Raw genomic sequence first — 18,955 nt, 5'->3', positions numbered from 1 at the left:
CGGTCAGAGGCGGTAGACGCGTTCGGCGTTGGCGGTCGCGGTGGCGGCGAGCTCGAACGGGTCCTGTCCGCGGGTCTCGGCGAGGGACCGGACCGTGTACGGGAGGCAGTACGGCTCGTTGGGGGCGCCGCGGAACGGGTGCGGCGTCAGATACGGTGCGTCCGTCTCCACCAGGAGCTGGCCATCCGGCACCAGCTTTGCCGCCTCGTGCAGCTCACGGGCGTTGCGGAAGCTGACGGTTCCCGAGAAGCTGAGTACGTACCCGGCCTCGACGCAGGCCAGCGCCATCGTCGCGTCCGACGAGAAGCAGTGGAAGATCACCGTCTCCGGCGCGCCCTCGTCGAGCAGCACGGTCAACAGGTCGTGGTCGGCCTCACGGTTGTGGATCATCAGCGGCTTGCGGAGCCGCTTCGCGAGGTCGATGTGCCAGCGGAAGCCCTCGACCTGATCCTCGACGGACGCACAGCCCTCGAGCTTGCCGGGCCAGTAGTAGTCGAGGCCGGTCTCCCCCACCGCGACGGTGCGCGGGTCGGCAGCGAGGCGTTCGATCTCGGCCTTCGTCGTGTCGTCGAGGACGTTCGCGCGGGTGGGGTGGATCGCGACGGCGGCGTACACCCGCGGGTCCCAGTGCGCGGCGTCGACGGCGAAACGGGCTGCGGCGAGGTCGTCGGCGACCGTCACGACGCGCCCGACACCGGCCTTCTCCGCGCGATCGACAATCGCAGCGACCGAGGTCGCGTCGTGCGCACCGCACGAATCGAGGTGCGTGTGAGCGTCCACGAGCGGAGAGAGGGGCTCGGGCAGGTCCGGGGCCGGACGATCCTTGGGCACACCGATACGATAGGCCCACCATGACTGCACCCAGCCGGCCCCCGTTCTTCATGACCACCGCGATCGCGTACCCCAACGGCGCCCCGCACATCGGGCACGCCTACGAGTACATCGCCTCGGACGCCCTCGCGCGCTTCAAGCGGCTGGACGGGTTCGACGTGTTCTTCATGACGGGGACGGACGAGCACGGCCTGAAGATGCAGCAGACCGCGGCGAAGGAAGGCATCGACGTCCGCGAACTCGCAGCCAGGAACTCGGACGTGTTCCAGGCCATGGACAAGGTGCTGAACATCTCCTACGACCGGTTCATCCGGACGACCGACGCCGACCACGAACTGGCGTGCAAGGCGATCTGGGAGCGCATGGTCGCGTCCGGGGACATCTACCTCGACACCTACGCGGGCTGGTACTCCGTCCGCGACGAGGCCTACTACACCGAGGCCGAGACGACGCTGCAGGAGGATGGCAGCCGCATTTCCACCGACACCGGCACCCCGGTGGAGTGGACCGAGGAGTCCACCTACTTCTTCAAGCTGTCCGAATATCAGGACAAGCTGCTCGCCCTCTACGAGGAGCACCCCGAGTTCATCGCGCCCGCGACTCGCCGCAACGAGATCGTCAGCTTCGTCTCCGGCGGCCTCAAGGACCTGTCGGTGTCGCGCACCACCTTCGACTGGGGCGTGCCCGTTCCGGGCGACCCCTCGCACGTCATGTACGTCTGGGTGGATGCGCTCACGAACTACCTCACCGGCGTCGGGTTCCCCGACACCGACTCCGAGGCGTACGGCAAGTTCTGGCCGGCGAACCTGCACATCATCGGCAAGGACATCAGCCGCTTCCACACCGTGTACTGGCCCGCGTTCCTCATGTCGGCGGGCCTGGAGTTGCCGAAGCGGGTGTTCGTCCACGGCTTCCTCTACAACAAGGGCGAGAAGATGTCGAAGTCGGTCGGCAACGTCGTCGACCCACTCGAGATGGTCGAGGAGTACGGCCTCGACGCCGTCCGGTACTTCCTGCTCCGAGAGATCTCCTTCGGCCAGGACGGCAGCTACAGCCACGAGGCCATCGTCGCCCGGATGAACGCGGATCTGTCGAACGAACTCGGCAACCTGGCCCAGCGGTCGCTGTCGATGGTCGCGAAGAACTGCAACGGTGCGGTGCCGACTCCCGGCGAGTTCACCGACGCCGACGTCGCGCTGCTCACACAGGCCGACGCGCTGCTCGAGAAGGTGCGCGCCGAGTTCGACGTCCAGGCCGTCCACCTCGGACTCGAGGCGATCTGGCACGTCCTTGCAGAGACGAACCGCTACTTCAGCGCCCAGGAGCCGTGGGTGCTGCGCAAGACCGACACCGCGCGAATGGAGACGGTCCTCTACGTGACGCTCGAGGTCGTGCGGATCGTCGGCATCCTCGTACAGCCTGTGATGCCGGACGCCGCGGACAAGATCCTCTCGATCCTCGGCCAGCGGCCCGAGTCGCGGCAGTTCGCCGACATCGCGACACGGATCGTGGCGGGCACAGCCCTCCCCGCACCGGCTCCGGTGTTCCCCCGGTACGTCGAGCCGGAAGAAGCCTGACGACCGGGGACCACTGAAAACGGCCCCGCCTGGGCCGACGGAACCTGTCGTACCCCTGGGGCACACTGCCCACATGGGGAGAAATCGAACAGACATTCGAGATGAGCGCTCCGGCGACGACGACGCGTCCCTGCTGCGTCACGCCTACGAGATCGGCTGGCAACCGGGCGACGTCCTGCACGTCGCCCGGCGGGGCCTCGCCGCGGTCGAGCTGGCATCGATCGCCCTCCTGATCCAGCGGGAGGCCCACCGGAGCGGCGCCTGGGCGCGGGCGCCGCTGCACTGGGTCGATCAGCTCAAGGCGATCGCGGACGCCTATCCGCGGCGACACGACGAGCCACACCTGGCGCCGACAGCGGCCCGACTGCTCGGCCAGCTGACACCGCTGCGCCGCTTGTGCCCACCACCGTCGCAGTGGCCCGACATGCGCTCCGACGACGCGGTCGCGGGAACGGACGCGAAGGTGCTGGGACGGATCCGCGGACTGCTCGCCAAGGCCGAGAGCACCGAGTTCACCGAGGAGGCCGAAACCCTCACGGCCAAGGCCCAGGAACTGATGACCCGGCACTCCGTGACAACGGCACTGCTCGACGCCTCCGCACCCGAGCACACGGTCCCGGTGCACGCCAGGAGAATTCACCTCGACCGGCCCTACAGCAAGCAGAAGGGCCTCCTGCTCACCACGGTGGGCGATGCCAATCACGTCCGCACGCTGTTCAATCCGGTGGATGCGATCGCGACCGTGGTCGGGACCCCGGCCGATCTCGAACAGGTCGATCTCCTGTTCACCTCGCTGCTCGTCCAGGCCACCCGCGCGATGCACACCGCAGGCTCGAACGGCGCGAGTTCGGCCGCCTTCCGGCGCGCCTTCCTCTACGGCTTCGCGGTACGGATCGGCCAACGCCTCACCGAGGCCGAGAAGTCCGCCACCGCCGAGGCGGTGATCGAAGCGGGTGTCACGTTCGGGGACCTGCTTCCCCTGCTCGCCCGCCGATCCGATGCGGTGCAGACCGAGGTCGACCGACTGTTCGGACCGGCGCTGCGCTCGTGGGGGTTCACGGTCAGTGATCGCGCCGGAATCGCGGCCGGACGAAGCGCAGCCGACGCCGCACATCTTGCGCCCGACCGACGGGCCGTGACTGGCTGACGGGACGCGGACGTGCTGCTGGGCACGCTCGCACCTGCCGTTTTCGTCCTCGCGCCCCGCCGTGAAACCCTTTCCCGGTGCGAGTCGAACGGTTGGGTGGGGGCGGAACCCCGGCGGCGGTGCTTCGCGCCCTGGCACGGGTCAGCACCAATCGGGGCGTCCCACTGCCCGCCGCGCTGATCGGCGACTGGTTCGGGTCGCGTGCGGTGATCGCTCCCAGCGTCACCACGGGGCCGGTTACCCCCGGCGCCGCCTTCGACATCACACCGTGGGCGACCCGCGACGCCACCGACGACGCAGATGCCACCGCACCGGTCGTCGGGGGCGGATGGATCGGCTTCCGGAGCTACCCCGACCTACCCACGTCCGGCCGGACGCCGGCGTTACCGGAGTCCGCGGGCGGCTGGACCGACTCCGTCCTGCGCCTCGATGCCGACAACTGTTGGTGGTACGAGTCGCTCACCAACACGTCGTGCCCCGAGCACTGGGTGACCGCCGTGACCGCACCCGACGCGGACCGCGCACCGTGGCACGTCGAATGGACCCCGCCGGACCGCGCGGCGCACCGCGCAGGCGTCCGGCAGTGCCTCGACGCGATCGCGGAGGGCGAGGTGTACCAGGCGTGCGTGTGTGGACAGTTCACCGGCGCCTTCGACGGCGACCCACTGCACTTCTTCGCCGACGCGGCGGACGCAACGCAACCGGCGCGCGCCGCGTTCGTTCACGGTGAATGGGGTGCGGTCGCGTCCCTGTCACCCGAGTTGTTTCTCGCTCGGCACGGAAACCAGGTGACGTCCAGCCCGATCAAGGGAACGCTGTCGATCGACGCCGACCCGAACGAACTCCGCGCCTCCGTCAAGGACGTCGCCGAGAACGTGATGATCGTCGACCTGGTCCGCAACGACCTCGGGCATCTCGCCGTCCCGGGGACGGTGACGGTCACCGATCTGCTCGGCGTGCACCCCGCCCCCGGCGTGTGGCACCTCGTGTCCACGGTCACCGCAACCGTGCCGCCGGAAACGGGGACACCCGCACTCTTCGACGCCAGCTTCCCGCCGGCATCGGTCACCGGATGCCCGAAACATCGAGCCCGACAACTCCTTTCGATGTGGGAGCCCAACCCGCGCGGGGTGTACTGCGGAACCGTCGGATTCGCCTCACCTCTGGCCGGCACCGAACTGAACGTCGCGATCCGCACCGTCGAGTTCGACTCACGGGGCAACGCGACACTCGGTGTCGGCGGCGGAATCACCATCGACTCCGATCCCGACGCCGAATGGCAGGAGTGCCTCGACAAGGCGTCGAGCATCCTGGCTCTGCGGAGTGCACCGAGGCACTGACGTCCCCGATGGGCGAACCGGGCACCGACTACTCCGAACACTCCCCCCGAGCCGACCCGGTCAGCTCGTAGTCGGCTTCCTGCTGGGCGCTGAGCGGCGACGACGACGAACAGATCCGGGCGATGATCGCATCGACGTCGAGACGCGACGCCCGCAGCACTCCGTCACCGTCCGCGGCCACCACGGTGTTCGAGTTCGGCAGGAACTCGACCTGCTGCCGTCCGGACCCGTCGACGAGAATCGGGCCGCCGACCTCACGCATGTCAGCGGGGTCGGCGACGTCCCACAGCCGGACCGTCCCGTCGTCGCTCCCCGACGCGACGTACCGGCCCGTCGAGTCGAAGGAGACCGAATAGACGGTGCCGCTGTGGCCACGCAGCTCCGGCACGCGCACCGTCATCGATCCGTCCTCGGCCCGATCCCACAGCACGACCGTCTGATCGTCGGTCCCGGTCGCGAGCGTCCGGCCGTCCGAAGAGAACGACAGGGAGTTGATGCCGGAACTTCCACCTGCGCCGACCGTCAATACCTCCGGCTCGGACGGATCGGTGACCCGCCACGCGAACAGTCCACCGTCGGCGTCCACGGCGACCAACGACGAACCGTCGGGACTGAACACAGCCGACCGCACGAGGTTGGTCGGCCCGTCGAGTCGCCCACCCCACGGCACAGGGTTCGCCGGATCGGCCAGGTTCCACAGCCGCACACTGGAGTCGTCGTCGCCCGCGGCGAGCGTGCGACTGTCCGGCCCGAACGCCAGCTCCCAGGTGAATCGGGTGTCGGTCAGGATCGGCGGACCCAGGGCGACGGGACGTTCCGGGTTCCGGACGTCCCAGATCTGCACCTGCCCACCCGTCGTGGGCGCCGTCGCCATCAACGTTCCGTCCGGAGCCAACTCGACCACATGTGCACCGCCGAAGGGGCGGGGCAACTCCACCGATCCCGACAGTTCGGTACGCCCGTTGGAGTCCACTCGCCAGAGCCGGATCACCGAGTCGTACCCGCCTGTCGCCATCAACTTTCCGTCGCGGCTGATCGACGGGAGCGTGAGCGCGGCATCCGACGCCGCGACCGCGGTGTGCGGCAGCGTCCACGCCCGGACGCGCGAATCCTGACCGCCGGTGAACACCGTCGCCCCGTCCGGAGACAGCGCCAACGCGGGTACACCTCCACCGTTTCCCGTCATCGGCGGCTGCAGCTGCCGCATGGTGCCGCGTCCCGCACCCACCGACCACCGCTTGACCGACCCATCCCAGGACGCGCTGACGAGCGTGGCGCCGTCGGGTGCGAATGCGATCGTCCAGATCGCGCCGGTGTGCGCCTGGACGGGGGCGCCGACCTCCCGCACCGCGCGCACGTCCGTGGTGTCGAACAACCGGATGATGCCGTCGTCGCTGCTCGCCGCCAAACTACGTCCGTCCGGTGCGAACGCAACGGAATGCACGACGTCGCCGAACTCGGCGGGAACGGGCGGCAGCGGAACCGGCGCACTGCGGTTCGACACGTCCCACAACCGGACACTGCGATCGTCGCTCGATGTCGCCATCACGGCCGAATCGCCACGGAACGAGACGGTCCGGACACCCGCAGGATGCGCGTTCAGGACCGTCGCCGGATACGGGCCGGGCGCAGGGGTTGCCGCCAGTGCACTCGACGTGTCGAACAGGGTAACGGTGCCGTCGTCGTTCGGCACGGCCAGCGTCCGACCGTCGGGGCTGAAGCGGATGTTGTGCACCGCCTCGGTGCCCACTCGGGCGTCGTCGAGCAGCAGTCGCGGCGCGGCCGGGTTCGTGACATCCCACATGTGCACGGTGCCGTCACCGGCCCCCGCGGCCAGCACCGCCCCCGACGGGGAGAACGACACCGACGCCATGTACTTCTCCGACCCGATGAGCGGGGGTCCGACCGGCGTCGGCTCCGCACCGCCACCGAGCTGCCACAGCCGTACCGTGCGATCGTCGCTGGCCGATGCCATCAACGTGCCACTGCTGTTGACCGCCACCCCGTACACCGGTCCGGTGTGACCTTCCAGGGCCCGGCCGATCGGCGTCGCCTCGGTCGCGATCAATCTCGAGTAGGCGTCCTCGGAATCCGGTCGCATCTGCCACGCTGCCAGGGAAAGCCGCGCCGACGTCGTGGGGTCGGTCGTCCGCAGGGAATCAGCGAGCGCGATGACCTGCCGGAACTGGGCGGCAGTGCTCTCGGACTCGGCGCGGTTCTTCGCCGACCACGCCGTCGACACCGCTACCAGTGCGACCACCGTCGACAGCACGAGAGCCGCCATCACCGTGCGCGCAACCCAGGTGCTTCGGCGTGCATGACGCGTCGACGCCGCGAGGAACTGCGACGCCGACGGCGTCAGCGACGTCGCGACCAGACCGGAACCGCCGCCCCTCGCTGCGCTGTACCCGACGCCGGCGTATCCCTCGGCGGCGAACTGCGATGCCTCGTTCACGATGTCGAGGCGGCCCCGCTGGTACAGGAGGCTGGAGTCGCGACCGGAGTCTTCCCACCGCGCCGCGTCCTCCTCGATCTGCTGCCGCAGCGCCGAATAGGACCGGTTCTCCTGGATCCAGGCCTTCAATCGCGGCCAAGCCTCGATCACGGCATCGTGGATCAACTCGACGCTGTCGGCGTCGGCGACGAGGACACGCGCTGCAATGAAACGATCGACGACCTGCTGGACCTCGGTGGGCTGATCGGTCAGTGCGAGCAGTTCCGGGCGGGTGCGCCGCATCTTGACGTCGGCTCCGGTCTGCGTCACGTACACCAGGTGCACCATGATCGCCCGAGCCAATGCCTGGCCTCGCTCGTCGAGGCCCTCCCAGGTGCGCTCCGCGGTCGCGGTCACCGATCCGCGGACACCACCGGTCGCCCGATAGCCCGCCACGGTCAACTGGCCGCCGCGTCGGCGCTCCCACATCGTGTCGAGTAGGTGCGACAGCAGGGGCAGTACGGTACTGCCACCGTCGTCTGCGGTGAGAACCCCAAGGTCGTGCAGGATCAGATCGACCAGTCCGGACTCGAGTTTGAGTCCGATCATCTGGGCGGGCCGGGTGATGACCTCGACCATGTCGGCTCGTGTCAGCGGCGACACCGCGCGGCTGCGCCGCTCGAGGGCGTCGGCGAGAACCGGATGAGCCAACGCCTGCGCGTAGAAGTCCGATCGCATCGTCGCGACGACGACCGGGGCCGCATCGGGCGTCTCGTCGGCCGCCAACGCCGATGCGGCGTCATCCAGCAGCTCGAGGAATCGGTCGCGGGCGTGCGCGTCGTCGCACTGGGTGAACAGTTCCTCGATCTGATCGACGATCACGACGAGCTGGGAGACGCCGAGGCGGATCGTCGCCGCACGGACCGCGCGCCGCACGTCCTCTCGTCCGAAGCCGGCGGGTAGGTCACCGAACTCGGGAATCGCGGCGGCGAGCGCTCGCACCGGGTCGGGCCCCGGGGTGACGACGATCGCGGTCACGGTCGCGGTGTCGGACGCCGGATCGGATCGCAACTGCCCGGTACCGAGGAGTTCGGGGACGAGGCCGGCCTGGACGAGCGACGACTTCCCGACGCCGGATGCGCCGGTGACGATGGCGATGCCGTGTCCCTGTGCGGCGGTCACCACGTCGACGAGACGCTGCAGGGTTTCCGTGCGCCCGAAGAACAGGCGCGCGTCCTCGGCCCGATACGGCTCGAGACCGCGGTAGGGCCGGACCCCGGACATCGGGGCGGCGGCGGGCTTGTCGGACTCGACGCTGCCGCGGGCGGCGCCACCGCCGTCGCGGGCACTCTCCCACCACGTGTGCCACTGCTTGAGCGAATACAACCCCGGCGACGGCGGCTGGCTTCCGTGTAGCGACTGGGCCGTGCGGACGAGGGAAACGAGTACCGGTCTCAGGGAGTCGAAGCTCGCGGGCACCCGCTTACCGGAGCGCCAGTCACTGAGGCGCTGGATCGACACCGGCTTCTCCGCGCCGATCGCGCGGCCGAGTGCGGCTGCCTCGGACACCACCGTCTTCAGGGGAGGCCCGCCCGCTGTTGCGAACAGCAGGCGCAACTGGTCGGCGAAATGCAACCTCGCGTCGTGCTCGTCGGTCATCCTGCTGCCCGTCTCCACCTGTTCCCAGCCGCGGAAAATCCGCTGCGGAATAGTTCCTCACCACATGTGAACTGGGAGAATACCGGACTGATGACACAGACCTATTGGTCAGGTTCGATCGGGGCGGCACAGTTGTGAGCACCGCAGGCAACGCCCTGCGTACGTCGCAGCACCGGCGGGGACTAAGAGTTCGAGGGGTAGTTCCCGCCGGGCAGCGCACATCCATGGTCGTGACGTGAGGAGTCGACGGTGAGTCGAATCGCCATCAGGATCGTTCGGAGTGTTCCGCCGACCCTGTCCGCCGCACTCGTCATCGCGGCATCCGTCGCGCTGATCGTCATCCTCGCGGGCATTCCCACCTGACCCTGCCGCACTCGGTTTGTCAGGATCTGCGCGCCGCGAGTACCGCTTCGTACACCTCACGCTTCGACACGCCCGCGGTCGCCACATCGGCGCACGCATCCTTGAGCCTCGCGCCGTCGGCGACCAACTGCTCGACGACGGCCACCAGATCCTCGGGCCGGGCGGCCACCGGACGGGCACCCTCGAGGACGACCGTGATCTCGCCCCGTACACCGTCGGCGGCCCACTCCGCCAACTCGGCGAGCGTTCCCCGTCGGACCTCTTCGTAGGTCTTCGTCAGCTCCCGGCACACGGCCCCCCGGCGTTCTCCACCCAGGACATCCACCGCATCCTCGAGGCAGTCCGCCAACCGGTGCGGGGCCTCGAAGAACACACAGGCCCTCGACTCGGTGCGCAGTGTCTCCAGCCATGCCCGACGCGGGCCCTGCTTGCGAGGCGGAAATCCGTCGAAACAGAACCGCTCGACCGGGACACCGGACAGCGCCAATGCCGTCGTCACCGCGGACGGGCCGGGCAGACACGTCACCGGCAGGTCCCGCTCGACGCAGGCCGCGACGAGCCGGTATCCGGGATCGCTCACCGACGGCATGCCGGCGTCGGTCACCAGCAGCACGGTGCGACCCTCGGCCACGTCCTCGACGAGCGCGGGCAGCCGGGTCGTCTCGACCTGGTCGTAGAAGCTGACGACACGGCCCGTGATGGTGACGCCGAGCGCCGACGCCAGGTGCCGGGTGCGGCGGGTGTCCTCGGCAGCGACGACGTCCGCCGTCCCGAGTGCGGACCGCAACCGTTCCGAGGCATCGCCGACATCACCCATCGGGGTCGCAGCCAGGACGAGACAACCGTTCATGTCCGACAGCCTACGATCGTTCGGTGACCCAGTTGACCGACGAGCGCTGGGCGGCGGACGACCGGGTGCTGATCAGCCCGGGGCCCGCCGCGCCGGTACCGGATCCGCCGCCCGCCGATCGGCTTCGCGGCTGGGTGGTCACGCTGTTCCTCACCGCGGTCGCCGCGATCACCCGGTTCACGATGCTCGGCTACCCGACCGATGCGGGTACGCCCGTCTTCGACGAGAAGCACTACGCGCCGCAGGGCTGGCAGGTGCTCACCGGAGGCGGCGTCGAGGACAACCCGGGATACGGATTGGTCGTCCATCCGCCGGTCGGCAAGCAGCTGATCGCGCTCGGCGAGGCTGTGTTCGGATACAACGGCTGGGGCTGGCGGTTCGCGGCGGCCGTGGCGGGCACGATTCTCGTGCTGCTGGTGATCCGCATCGTGCGGAGGATGACGCGATCGACACTCGTCGGGGCGATCGCGGGCATCCTGATGATCGCGGACGGCGTCATGTTCGTCTCGTCGCGGATCGGGATGCTCGACATCTTCATGGCACTGTTCGTGGTCGCCGCGTTCGGCTGTCTCGTCGTCGACCGCGACCAGGTGCGGGCGCGGATGGCGGTGGCATTCGCGGAGGGCCGGATCGGAGTCTCCGAATACGGACCTCGGCTCGGGGTGCGGTGGTGGCGTTTCGGCGCAGGCGTCATGCTCGGGCTCGCGTGCGGCACGAAGTGGTCGGGCATGTACTTCATCGCGTTCTTCGGGCTGATGTGTGTCGCCTTCGACGTCGCGGCGCGCCGGTACCACGGGGTGCGCCGACCGTGGGTCGGCACCGCGCTGCGTGACATCGGTCCGGGGTTGTACGCACTCGTCCTGGTCCCGCTCGGCGTCTACCTGGCGAGCTACTGGGCATGGTTTGCCTCGGAGACCGGGGTGAACCGGCACGCGGTCGGCGACGAGGTGGGGTTCGGCGGCAGCTTCTCGTTCGTCCCGGACGCGCTACGTTCGCTCTGGTACTACAGCGGCAACGTCCTCGAGTTCCACTCCGGACTGACCAATTCTGCCGGGAACCATCACCCGTGGGAGTCGAAGCCGTGGACGTGGCCGATGGGACTGCGGCCGATGCTGTACTACTTCGCCGAGGGCGACCAGGTCTCGGGTTGCGGCGCGCAGAGCTGCGTGAAGGCGATCATGCTGATCGGCACGCCTGCGATGTGGTGGCTGGCGTTGCCGATGTTGGCGTGGGCGCTGTGGCGGTCGGTTGTCGGGCGCGACTGGCGGTACGCCGCGGTGCTCGTCGGCTACGCGGCCGCCTGGCTGCCGTGGTTCGTCACGATGGATCGGCAGATGTACTACTTCTACGCGGTCGCCCTCGCGCCGTTCCTGGTGATGGGTCTGGCGTTGGTGTGCGGCGAGGTGATCGGCTCGGCTCGGGGGCGGTTGGGTGCGACGCGCGCGGCGACCGACGAACGTCGCGGAACCGGACTGCTGGCCGTCGCCCTGTACCTGGGGTTGGTCGTCGCGAACTTCGTCTGGTTGTGGCCGATCCTGACAGCGCTGCCGATCACTCCGGAAATGTGGCAGCAGCAGCTGTGGCTACCGAGCTGGCGGTGACCCTACTCGGACACGGGTTGGTGGCGTTTGCGCAGCGGCAGCGGGAGTCTGCGTCTTTCCGGTGGGCGCAGAATCATCGGGTCGTGGCAGAGGTCCCGGTACAGCGAGATACACAGGCCGATCATCACCACGACGAACGGCGCCGCCGCGATGATCGTCATCGTCTGCAGCGCGTTCAGAGCGTCCTCCCCGCCCGTCCACAACATCAACGCGGCGACACCACCGGTCAACATTCCCCAGAACACGACGACCCAGCGGGACGGTGCCAGGGTTCCGCGTTGGGACAGCGTTCCCATCACCATCGAGGCCGCATCGGCACCGGAGACGAAGAAGATCGCGACGAGCAGCATCACCAGCACCGCCGAGATCCCGAACAACGGGAGATTCTCGAGCATCCCGAACAGCTGCGACTCCGAGGAGCCGCGCGCAGCCAGGTCGATGCCTTCACGTTGTTCGTCGATGCCCGCGCCGCCGAAGATGCAGAACCAGAACAGGCTTACCGTGCTCGGAACCACGATTACACCGATCACGAACTCTCGGATGGTGCGCCCACGACTGATGCGGGCGAGGAACATCCCGACGAACGGGGTCCAGGAAATCCACCAGGCCCAGTAGAAGATCGTCCACGACGACAGCCATTCGGCGGTCTCCGGATTACTGGACGCGGCGGTGCGCGCGGACATTTCCGCGAGCTCGCTCACGTAGGCACCGATGGTTGTGGGCACCAGGTTGAGAATCAGGACCGTGGGTCCGAGCACGAACACGAACACCGCGAGCAGCAGCGCGAGCACCATGTTGATGTTCGACAACCACTGAATCCCCTTGGAGACACCGGAAACCGCGGACGCGACGAATGCCAGGGTGAGCACCGCGACGATCGCGACGAGCAGCATCACGCCCGCCTCTTCGAGCCATCCGACAACCTCGATGCCGGAGCCGATCTGCAGTGCCCCGAGACCCAGCGAGGCGGCCGTGCCGAACATCGTCGCGAAGATGGCGAGGATGTCGATGACCTTGCCGATCGGTCCCTCTGCACGTCGTCCGAGGAGCGCGATGAACGCCGAACTGAAAAGCTGCTTGCGTCCCCGCCGGTAGGTGCCGTACGCGATGGCGAGCCCGACGACGGCGTACGTGGACCAGGGATGCAGGCTCCAGTGGAACATCGTGGTCGCCATGGCGGTGCCGATGCCGCCATCGGTGCCGGGTGGAGGCGTCACGAAGTGGGCGAGAGGTTCGGCGACACCGAAGAACATCAGTCCGATGCCCATACCCGCGCTGAACATCATCGCGATCCAACTGACGGTGCGGAATTCGGGCTTCTCACCGTCCTTGCCGAGCGGAATGCGGCCGAACCGACTGAACGCCAGCCACAGCGAGAAGATGACGAACCCGCTGGCCGCGAGGATGAACAGCCAGCCGATGTTGACGACGAGCCAGTCGAGCACTGCGGTGGTGACACTGTTGAGGCTGTCGGAGCTGACGAGACCCCAGATCAGGATCGCGGCGACGACGGCGGCCGTGACCCCGAAAACGATGCGGTCCGTTCGCGGACCGGCACCGCGGGTACCACCCGGATCTCCGTCGTCCGGGCCGAAATCCTGCGCCCCCTCGCCGGGATTCTGGGCCTCGGGACCCGAGTTCCGCGGCGGAGGGTCGGTCTTCGCAACCATGAATGTCTACGTTGCGTGGCCTGGGGCACAAATGCAAGCCGACGCGACGCCGGGCGTGGCGTCGCGTCGGCCGGTTCGCGTCGCTAGGCGACGCTTGGCGTGCTCGACCTGCCGCGGAACAGGGCGTCGACGCTGAGCCGTCCGGCACCGGTCGCAGCGATCAACAGCGACGAGACACCGAGCGCGAGAACCAGTTCGTAGCCGCCCTCGGACACGAAGATCCCCTTGTCGACGTGGACGATGAAGAACGCGCCGAGCATGTCGAGGAACAGCAGGATGCCGAAAATCGGCGTCGCGACGCCGGCAATGAGGGCGAATCCGCCGACGAGTTCGATGGTCGCGGCGGCGATCGCCGACAGGTCGGGCAGTGGGGCGCCCATCCCGTCGAACGCCTTCTGCGTCGCGTCGATGCCGTTGGTGAAGAACTTCTGCCAGCCGTGGGCGACGAAGATGATGCCGATGCCGATGCGGGCGATCAGGAGGGCCAGGTCGCGGAAAGCGCTGGATTTCATGAGTGTTGTCGTCCTTTGCGATTCGGGGCGCGGGTCGGCGTTCCGATTGCGGAACACGCCCACTGTCGCACGATTTAAGTTGAAGCGTCAACCAAGCGGGTGTGATGCGACCGCCTGGCGTACCCCACCCACGACCCGACGACGACAGCGATCACCAGCAGTCGAACCAGATTCACGGCCTCGACCGGATAGACGACACCTGTCAGGTAATGGGCGATGAAACCCGCGGAAGGCAACGCCGACCGGCCTCCCGACAGCCTCGCCCAGTTCTCGAGCCACGTCAGCGGGCACTCGTATCCCACCAGCACCGAGCCGACACCCCACACGACGGCGATCACGTGCAGCGGGAGTGTGCGGGGCCAGCGCCACGCCAGGAAGCCACCGAACACCAGGTATCCGATGAACGCGAAGTGCAACGCGACCGCGAGCACCTCGACGACGCGGTAGAGCATCACCACCTCCGTCACGCGCACACTGCTCCGCGACGTTCCCACCCCGAGTTCGAGCGTAGCCCCTACGCCCCCCGGATCGCCGCCTCGACCAGCGACCGGGCCACATCGTCGGACAGACCGAGGCCGCGCACGGTCGCGACGTAGTCCGTGGCCGCACGCGCCGCGACACCGGCCGACGCGTCACCCATCGATGCAACGAAGGATCCGAGCCGGCCGCGGGTCTCGATCGCCCCGAGCGCCTCGAGTTCCCGGTACGACTTCGCGACCGTGTTCGCCGCCAACCCCAACTGTTCGGCGAGCGCCCGCACGGTCGGCAGCTTCGTGCCCGCGATCAACCGACCGTCCCGCACTTGGTCGAGGACCTGCAGCTTCACCTGCTCGAACGGTGCCGTCGACGACTCCGGATCGATGTCGATGCGCATGTCGCGAGGCTAGCCCTGCGGAGCGCCGACGGCACGCCGACCCGCACTAGTCAGGACAATCGGTCCAACCCGTCGAACCACGCCGACTCCTCGTACAGCTTGCGACTACGCCAGCCGTCCTCGGTTCGAACCAATTCGTGGTTGTACCAGCCCCCGCAGAAGAACTGCTTCGCCGGAGCACCGTCCTGCGCCTCGGCGAGAATCATCGGGTTGAAGAACATCGCCCGGACGCTCGCCTCGTCCCCGGCCAGGTCGACCGAGATGTTGGAGACGAAGTGCTGCGTGCGGGCGAAGAGGTCGAGCATCGGGGTGAGTTGGGTGACGACCTCCTCGAGAGACCCGGCGGGCCCGCCCGTCGTCGAGTAGTCGATCGCCGCGTCGGGAGTGAACACCGTTCGGTACAACACCCAGTCCTTGGTGTCGACGGCATGCGCGTAGCGCGTCAGCAGGTCCGTGATCTCGATGCGGTCGGCGATCGTCCGAAGGTCCATCACGACATGAAACCGCACCGGCGTCGCCGTTGTCCCGGAATCCGGCGGCCGGGGCAGAATGTCCGTCATGGCAACCACTTCCCCCGCGACCAGGGCGACGATCTACCACAACCAGCGCTGCTCGACGTCCCGCAAGGTGCTCGCGTTGATCGAGGAGGCGGGCATCGTCCCGACGATCGTCAAGTACCTCGACACCCCGCCGTCGCGGGACGGACTGCGCAAGCTCCTCGACGACGCGGGGCTCGAACCGAGCCAGGCGATCCGCACCAAGGAAGCCGTGTACAAGGAGCTCGGCCTCGCAGACGCGAGCGAGGACGAACTGATCGACGCGATGGTCGAGAATCCGATCCTCATCGAGCGCCCGCTGGTCGTCACCGACCGCGGCACCGTCCTCGCCCGCCCCGTCGAGAAGGTCACCTCGATCCTCTAGACGCCTCTCGCGTGTGCGCCTTGTCGATAGCTCCACCTACCAAGAGGCGCACGAGCGGTGCGCCGCCTACTCCCGCCAGATCGGGCAGGACATGCAGCGCGGGCCACCTCGACCGGAACCGAGTTCGGAGCCCGCAATGCGCAGGACCTCGATGCCCGAGGCCTCCAGCCGGGCATTGGTTTCGACGTTGCGTTCGTAGGCGACGACGACACCGGGCGCGAGCGCGAGAGTGTTGTTGCCGTCGTCCCACTGCTCGCGCTCGGCGGTGACGTGGTCGAGCCCGGTGTCGATGACCCGAAGCTTGTCGATACCCATCGCCGCTGCCGCCGCATCGAGAAAGGGTTCGGCGCCGCGGATCGTGACCCCATCGCCCTCGAACCGCAGCGTGAAGGACGAAAGCGTGTCCGCCACAGCCGGATACATGACAATAGCGTCGACGTCGACCATGGTGCACACGGTGTCCAGGTGCATCGAGGCCCGACGTTGCTCGATGGGGACGACGAGCACCGTATGCGCGAGTCCGTCCTCGAACACGCTCCGCGCCAACGCTTCCGCCCCTGCCGGCGTGGTCCGCTCCCCCACCCCGACCGCGATCACGCCCGGCGCGAGCAGCAGCACATCACCCCCTTCGACCGGCGCAGTGTGCGACTCGTACGCGCGTCGCACACCGAGGAATCGTGGATGGTGCGCGTAGATCAGATCCGTCAACGACGCCTCCCGGACCCTGGCCGGCAGGGCAAGCGCGGTGATCGCGACCCGGTCGGCGATCCAGAACGACGAGTCCCGGGTGAACAGGAGATTCGGGAGCGGCTCGATGACGAAGTCGCCGCCGTGGTGCATCCGCCGCACCAATGACGACCCACTGGGTCCGATCGGCAGTTCGTCGAACGTCATTCCTGCGGTCAACACCGTGGACAGCGCCGCCGGGTCGACGGTGCGCAGGTGCGCCGCGAGCTCCTGCGCCAACGGGTGCCCGAGTCGACGTGGGTCGACGGCCGCCGCGATGCCCTGGATGCGGGCCGCTCCACTGACCGTCAGCGCCTCCGTCAACACGTCAGACAGCAGGAGCACCTCCACACCACGTGACCGCAGCAGGTCCGCGAACGCGTCGTGCTCGTCCTGCGCTCGATCGACCCAGGGCAGTCCGTCGAAGAGCAGTTGGTCGTTGTTGCGCGGCGTCAGACGCTTGAGCTCGTCTCCGGGCCGGTGCAGCAGCACCGTCCGCAGACGCCCCACTTCGGAATCGACCCTGGGGGCCGGGTTCTCGCTCGTCATGAGTAGACGGTAGTGCGCACCGCCGGCGTCGGCGACTCATCGGCGACACGTGGCGCGCGGGTTCGTCAGCGGATCAGCCCCCGGTCGCGTGCCACCGCGACCGCGGCGGTGCGGCTGTCGACGGACAGTTTCGAGAACACGTGCACCAGGTGCGATTTCACGGTCGCCTCGGTGACGAACAGTTCCCGTGCGATCGCCCGGTTCGACATTCCACGGGCGACGAGTGTGACGATCTCGATCTCGCGGGCGCTGAGGTCCTCGTGCGGTGCCCGGATGCGGCGATAGAGCCGCTGCGCCACACCGGGATCGAGCACGGTCTCGCCCCGCGCCGCGGCCCGGATCGCGTCGATCAGCTTTTCCGGATCACTGTCCTTGAGCAGGTACCCCGACGCCCCCGCCTCGACGGCACGGAGAATGTCGGCGTCGGTGTCATAGGTGGTGAGGACGACGACTTTCGGTGGCCGCTCCCCCGCGATGATCGCGCCCGTCGCCTCCGCGCCGTCCATTCCCGACCCCAGGCGCAGGTCCATCAGGACGACGTCGGGGTGCTGGGTGCGGATCACGTCCAGCGCCTCCTCCCCCGACGACGCCTCACCGACGACCTCCAGACCGTCGACCGACGACAGCAGGGCCCGCATCCCGGCACGCACGACGGGATGGTCGTCCACCAGGACGATCCGCAGAGCCCCGCCTGCGCCCGGTGCCGTCACGACGGCACCGGCAGGGTCGCGGCCAGAGCGGTCCCGTCGCCCGGCGCCGATTCGACCACCAGCGACCCGCCCAGCGAGTCGAGGCGCTCGCGCATCGACCGGATCCCGAACGACCGCCCTCGCGGCGCGTCGGGGTCGAAGCCGACTCCGTCGTCGACGACGTCGAGACGCACCTCGTCCTCGGCGTAGCTCAACGTGACCCGGACGCGTTCTGCCGCGGAGTGCAGTCGGACGTTCGCCAGCGCGCCCTGCGCCACCCGTAGCAGCGCGACGTCGTACTCCATCGGCACCGGGACAGGTGCTCCGTCGACGACGACGGTGGCATCGATGCCGGTGTGGTCGCGCAACTGCGCGGTCACCCGGTCGAGTGCGGACACCAGCGACGCGCCGTCCATGACGGCGGGCGTCAACGCCCCGACGACTCTTCTGGCCTCGTCGAGGCCGCCACTTGCCGTCTCCTCGATCTGGCCGAGCACCGCAACCGGGTCACCGCGCTGTCCGGCGCGAGCGAGCAGCACGATCGACGAGAACCCCTGCGCCAGGGTGTCGTGGATGTCCCTGGCCAGCCGCGCCCGCTCCTCGGCCGCACCGGCCTCACGCTGAAGCGCCGCGAGTTCGTCCTGGGCACTGAGCAGTTCGTTGTGCGCGATCGACAGTTCCTCGTAGAGCTTGCCGCGCTGCCGCGCGTTCTCGAGCAACTGCTGGTAGACCAGCGCCATCCCCGCCGACGCCGCCGCACCGAAGATCGGGCCGAGAACCGAGGCCACCGGATTCGACGCGCCGTGCCACAGGGAGCCGCCGATCGCGGCCGCCGTGATCCCCACCGTCGCGGCCAGAGCGGCCCGGGTGGACAACAGGTGGAAACACAGGAAGTACAGGGGGAACGCCACCCACACGAACGACGGGTCGAGCGCCACCAGGAGCAGCCAACCGGCCACCAGGATCGCGAGCCAGAACCGACCCCACGACGAATCCCCGGTAGGGTCCGCCTTCCTGGCGAACCACATTCCCGAGCCGTACCACCCGAGCAGCGCGACAGCCACCGCAGTCGTCACGACCGGTGACGACCCGTCCGCCACCACCCGGGCGACGCCGAGGCCGAGCAGCAGGACGAACAGTGCATGCGCGCCTACCGTCATGACGCGCAGCATGGGAGCGGACGTGGGCTGCATTTCGTCCACGCTAACACTC

General features: G+C 68.4%; 16 protein-coding genes. 5 read left to right on the top strand and 11 right to left on the bottom strand.

What is annotated here, in order from left to right:
* Positions 1 to 3: 3 nt before the first annotated feature.
* Positions 4 to 831, bottom strand: a complete 828-nt coding sequence (locus RHCRD62_RS01390) for a TatD family hydrolase (RefSeq protein ID WP_050062870.1) — start codon at positions 829 to 831, stop codon at positions 4 to 6.
* A gap of 20 nt (positions 832 to 851) precedes the next feature.
* Between RHCRD62_RS01390 and metG the strand changes: the two genes are divergently transcribed.
* From metG to RHCRD62_RS01375, 3 genes are all read left to right on the top strand, one after another.
* Positions 852 to 2,408, top strand: coding sequence for a methionine--tRNA ligase (gene metG / locus RHCRD62_RS01385; protein WP_050062869.1), 1,557 nt, complete (start codon positions 852 to 854; stop codon positions 2,406 to 2,408).
* A 73-nt stretch (positions 2,409 to 2,481) separates the two neighbouring features.
* Positions 2,482 to 3,555: a DUF2786 domain-containing protein gene (locus RHCRD62_RS01380; protein ID WP_050062868.1), complete on the top strand. Its 1,074-nt coding sequence runs from the start codon at positions 2,482 to 2,484 to the stop codon at positions 3,553 to 3,555.
* A gap of 77 nt (positions 3,556 to 3,632) precedes the next feature.
* On the top strand, positions 3,633 to 4,895 hold the full coding sequence (locus tag RHCRD62_RS01375) for an aminodeoxychorismate synthase component I (protein WP_050062867.1): 1,263 nt from the start codon (positions 3,633 to 3,635) through the stop codon (positions 4,893 to 4,895).
* 28 nt (positions 4,896 to 4,923) lie between these two features.
* Here the strand turns inward: RHCRD62_RS01375 and RHCRD62_RS01370 are convergent, their stop codons facing one another.
* Together RHCRD62_RS01370 and rsmI are read right to left on the bottom strand one after the other, a co-directional pair.
* A complete protein-coding gene (locus tag RHCRD62_RS01370; protein ID WP_050062866.1) occupies positions 4,924 to 8,988 on the bottom strand; it encodes an nSTAND1 domain-containing NTPase in 4,065 nt (1,354 codons plus the stop codon).
* A 382-nt stretch (positions 8,989 to 9,370) separates the two neighbouring features.
* Positions 9,371 to 10,201 (bottom strand): 16S rRNA (cytidine(1402)-2'-O)-methyltransferase, encoded by an 831-nt coding sequence (gene rsmI / locus RHCRD62_RS01365; protein WP_050062865.1) that lies wholly within the window; start codon positions 10,199 to 10,201, stop codon positions 9,371 to 9,373.
* A 68-nt stretch (positions 10,202 to 10,269) separates the two neighbouring features.
* Between rsmI and RHCRD62_RS01360 the strand changes: the two genes are divergently transcribed.
* On the top strand, positions 10,270 to 11,802 hold the full coding sequence (locus RHCRD62_RS01360; RefSeq protein WP_157050794.1) for a dolichyl-phosphate-mannose--protein mannosyltransferase: 1,533 nt from the start codon (positions 10,270 to 10,272) through the stop codon (positions 11,800 to 11,802).
* A gap of 2 nt (positions 11,803 to 11,804) precedes the next feature.
* Here RHCRD62_RS01360 and RHCRD62_RS01355 read toward each other — a convergent pair whose 3' ends face one another.
* From RHCRD62_RS01355 to RHCRD62_RS01335, 5 genes are all read right to left on the bottom strand, one after another.
* Positions 11,805 to 13,472 carry a BCCT family transporter gene (locus RHCRD62_RS01355; RefSeq protein ID WP_050062863.1) on the bottom strand — a complete coding sequence of 556 codons (1,668 nt, stop codon included), beginning with the start codon at positions 13,470 to 13,472 and terminating at the stop codon, positions 11,805 to 11,807.
* An 83-nt stretch (positions 13,473 to 13,555) separates the two neighbouring features.
* The gene (locus RHCRD62_RS01350) at positions 13,556 to 13,984 is read right to left on the bottom strand and encodes a DoxX family protein (RefSeq protein WP_050062862.1); all 429 of its coding nucleotides are present in this window, start codon (positions 13,982 to 13,984) and stop codon (positions 13,556 to 13,558) included.
* Positions 13,985 to 14,058: 74 nt separating this feature from the next.
* Complete coding sequence (locus tag RHCRD62_RS01345) at positions 14,059 to 14,436, bottom strand: DUF2784 domain-containing protein (RefSeq protein ID WP_050063403.1); 378 nt, start codon at positions 14,434 to 14,436, stop codon at positions 14,059 to 14,061.
* A gap of 62 nt (positions 14,437 to 14,498) precedes the next feature.
* Positions 14,499 to 14,858, bottom strand: coding sequence for a GntR family transcriptional regulator (locus tag RHCRD62_RS01340; protein ID WP_050062861.1), 360 nt, complete (start codon positions 14,856 to 14,858; stop codon positions 14,499 to 14,501).
* A gap of 50 nt (positions 14,859 to 14,908) precedes the next feature.
* The gene (locus tag RHCRD62_RS01335; protein WP_050062860.1) at positions 14,909 to 15,349 is read right to left on the bottom strand and encodes a nuclear transport factor 2 family protein; all 441 of its coding nucleotides are present in this window, start codon (positions 15,347 to 15,349) and stop codon (positions 14,909 to 14,911) included.
* 58 nt (positions 15,350 to 15,407) lie between these two features.
* Between RHCRD62_RS01335 and arsC the strand changes: the two genes are divergently transcribed.
* Positions 15,408 to 15,779 (top strand): arsenate reductase (glutaredoxin), encoded by a 372-nt coding sequence (gene arsC / locus RHCRD62_RS01330; RefSeq protein ID WP_157050761.1) that lies wholly within the window; start codon positions 15,408 to 15,410, stop codon positions 15,777 to 15,779.
* 66 nt (positions 15,780 to 15,845) lie between these two features.
* Here the strand turns inward: arsC and RHCRD62_RS01325 are convergent, their stop codons facing one another.
* The 3 genes from RHCRD62_RS01325 to RHCRD62_RS01315 all read right to left on the bottom strand — a co-directional run bounded on the left by RHCRD62_RS01325 (position 15,846) and on the right by RHCRD62_RS01315 (position 18,936).
* Complete coding sequence (locus RHCRD62_RS01325) at positions 15,846 to 17,054, bottom strand: arginine deiminase (RefSeq protein WP_050062859.1); 1,209 nt, start codon at positions 17,052 to 17,054, stop codon at positions 15,846 to 15,848.
* A 65-nt stretch (positions 17,055 to 17,119) separates the two neighbouring features.
* Entirely contained in the window at positions 17,120 to 17,737 is a 618-nt protein-coding gene (locus tag RHCRD62_RS01320) for a response regulator (RefSeq protein WP_084734066.1), read from the bottom strand.
* A gap of 23 nt (positions 17,738 to 17,760) precedes the next feature.
* On the bottom strand, positions 17,761 to 18,936 hold the full coding sequence (locus RHCRD62_RS01315; protein WP_084734009.1) for a sensor histidine kinase: 1,176 nt from the start codon (positions 18,934 to 18,936) through the stop codon (positions 17,761 to 17,763).
* Between the last annotated feature and the right edge of the window lie 19 nt (positions 18,937 to 18,955).

Source organism: Rhodococcus sp. RD6.2 (assembly GCF_001040705.1).
In the GTDB taxonomy this organism is placed as follows: Bacteria; Actinomycetota; Actinomycetes; order Mycobacteriales; family Mycobacteriaceae; genus Rhodococcus_G.
The sequence above is the reverse complement of the archived record's forward strand: the minus strand, read 5'-3'. Positions and strand labels throughout refer to the sequence as shown.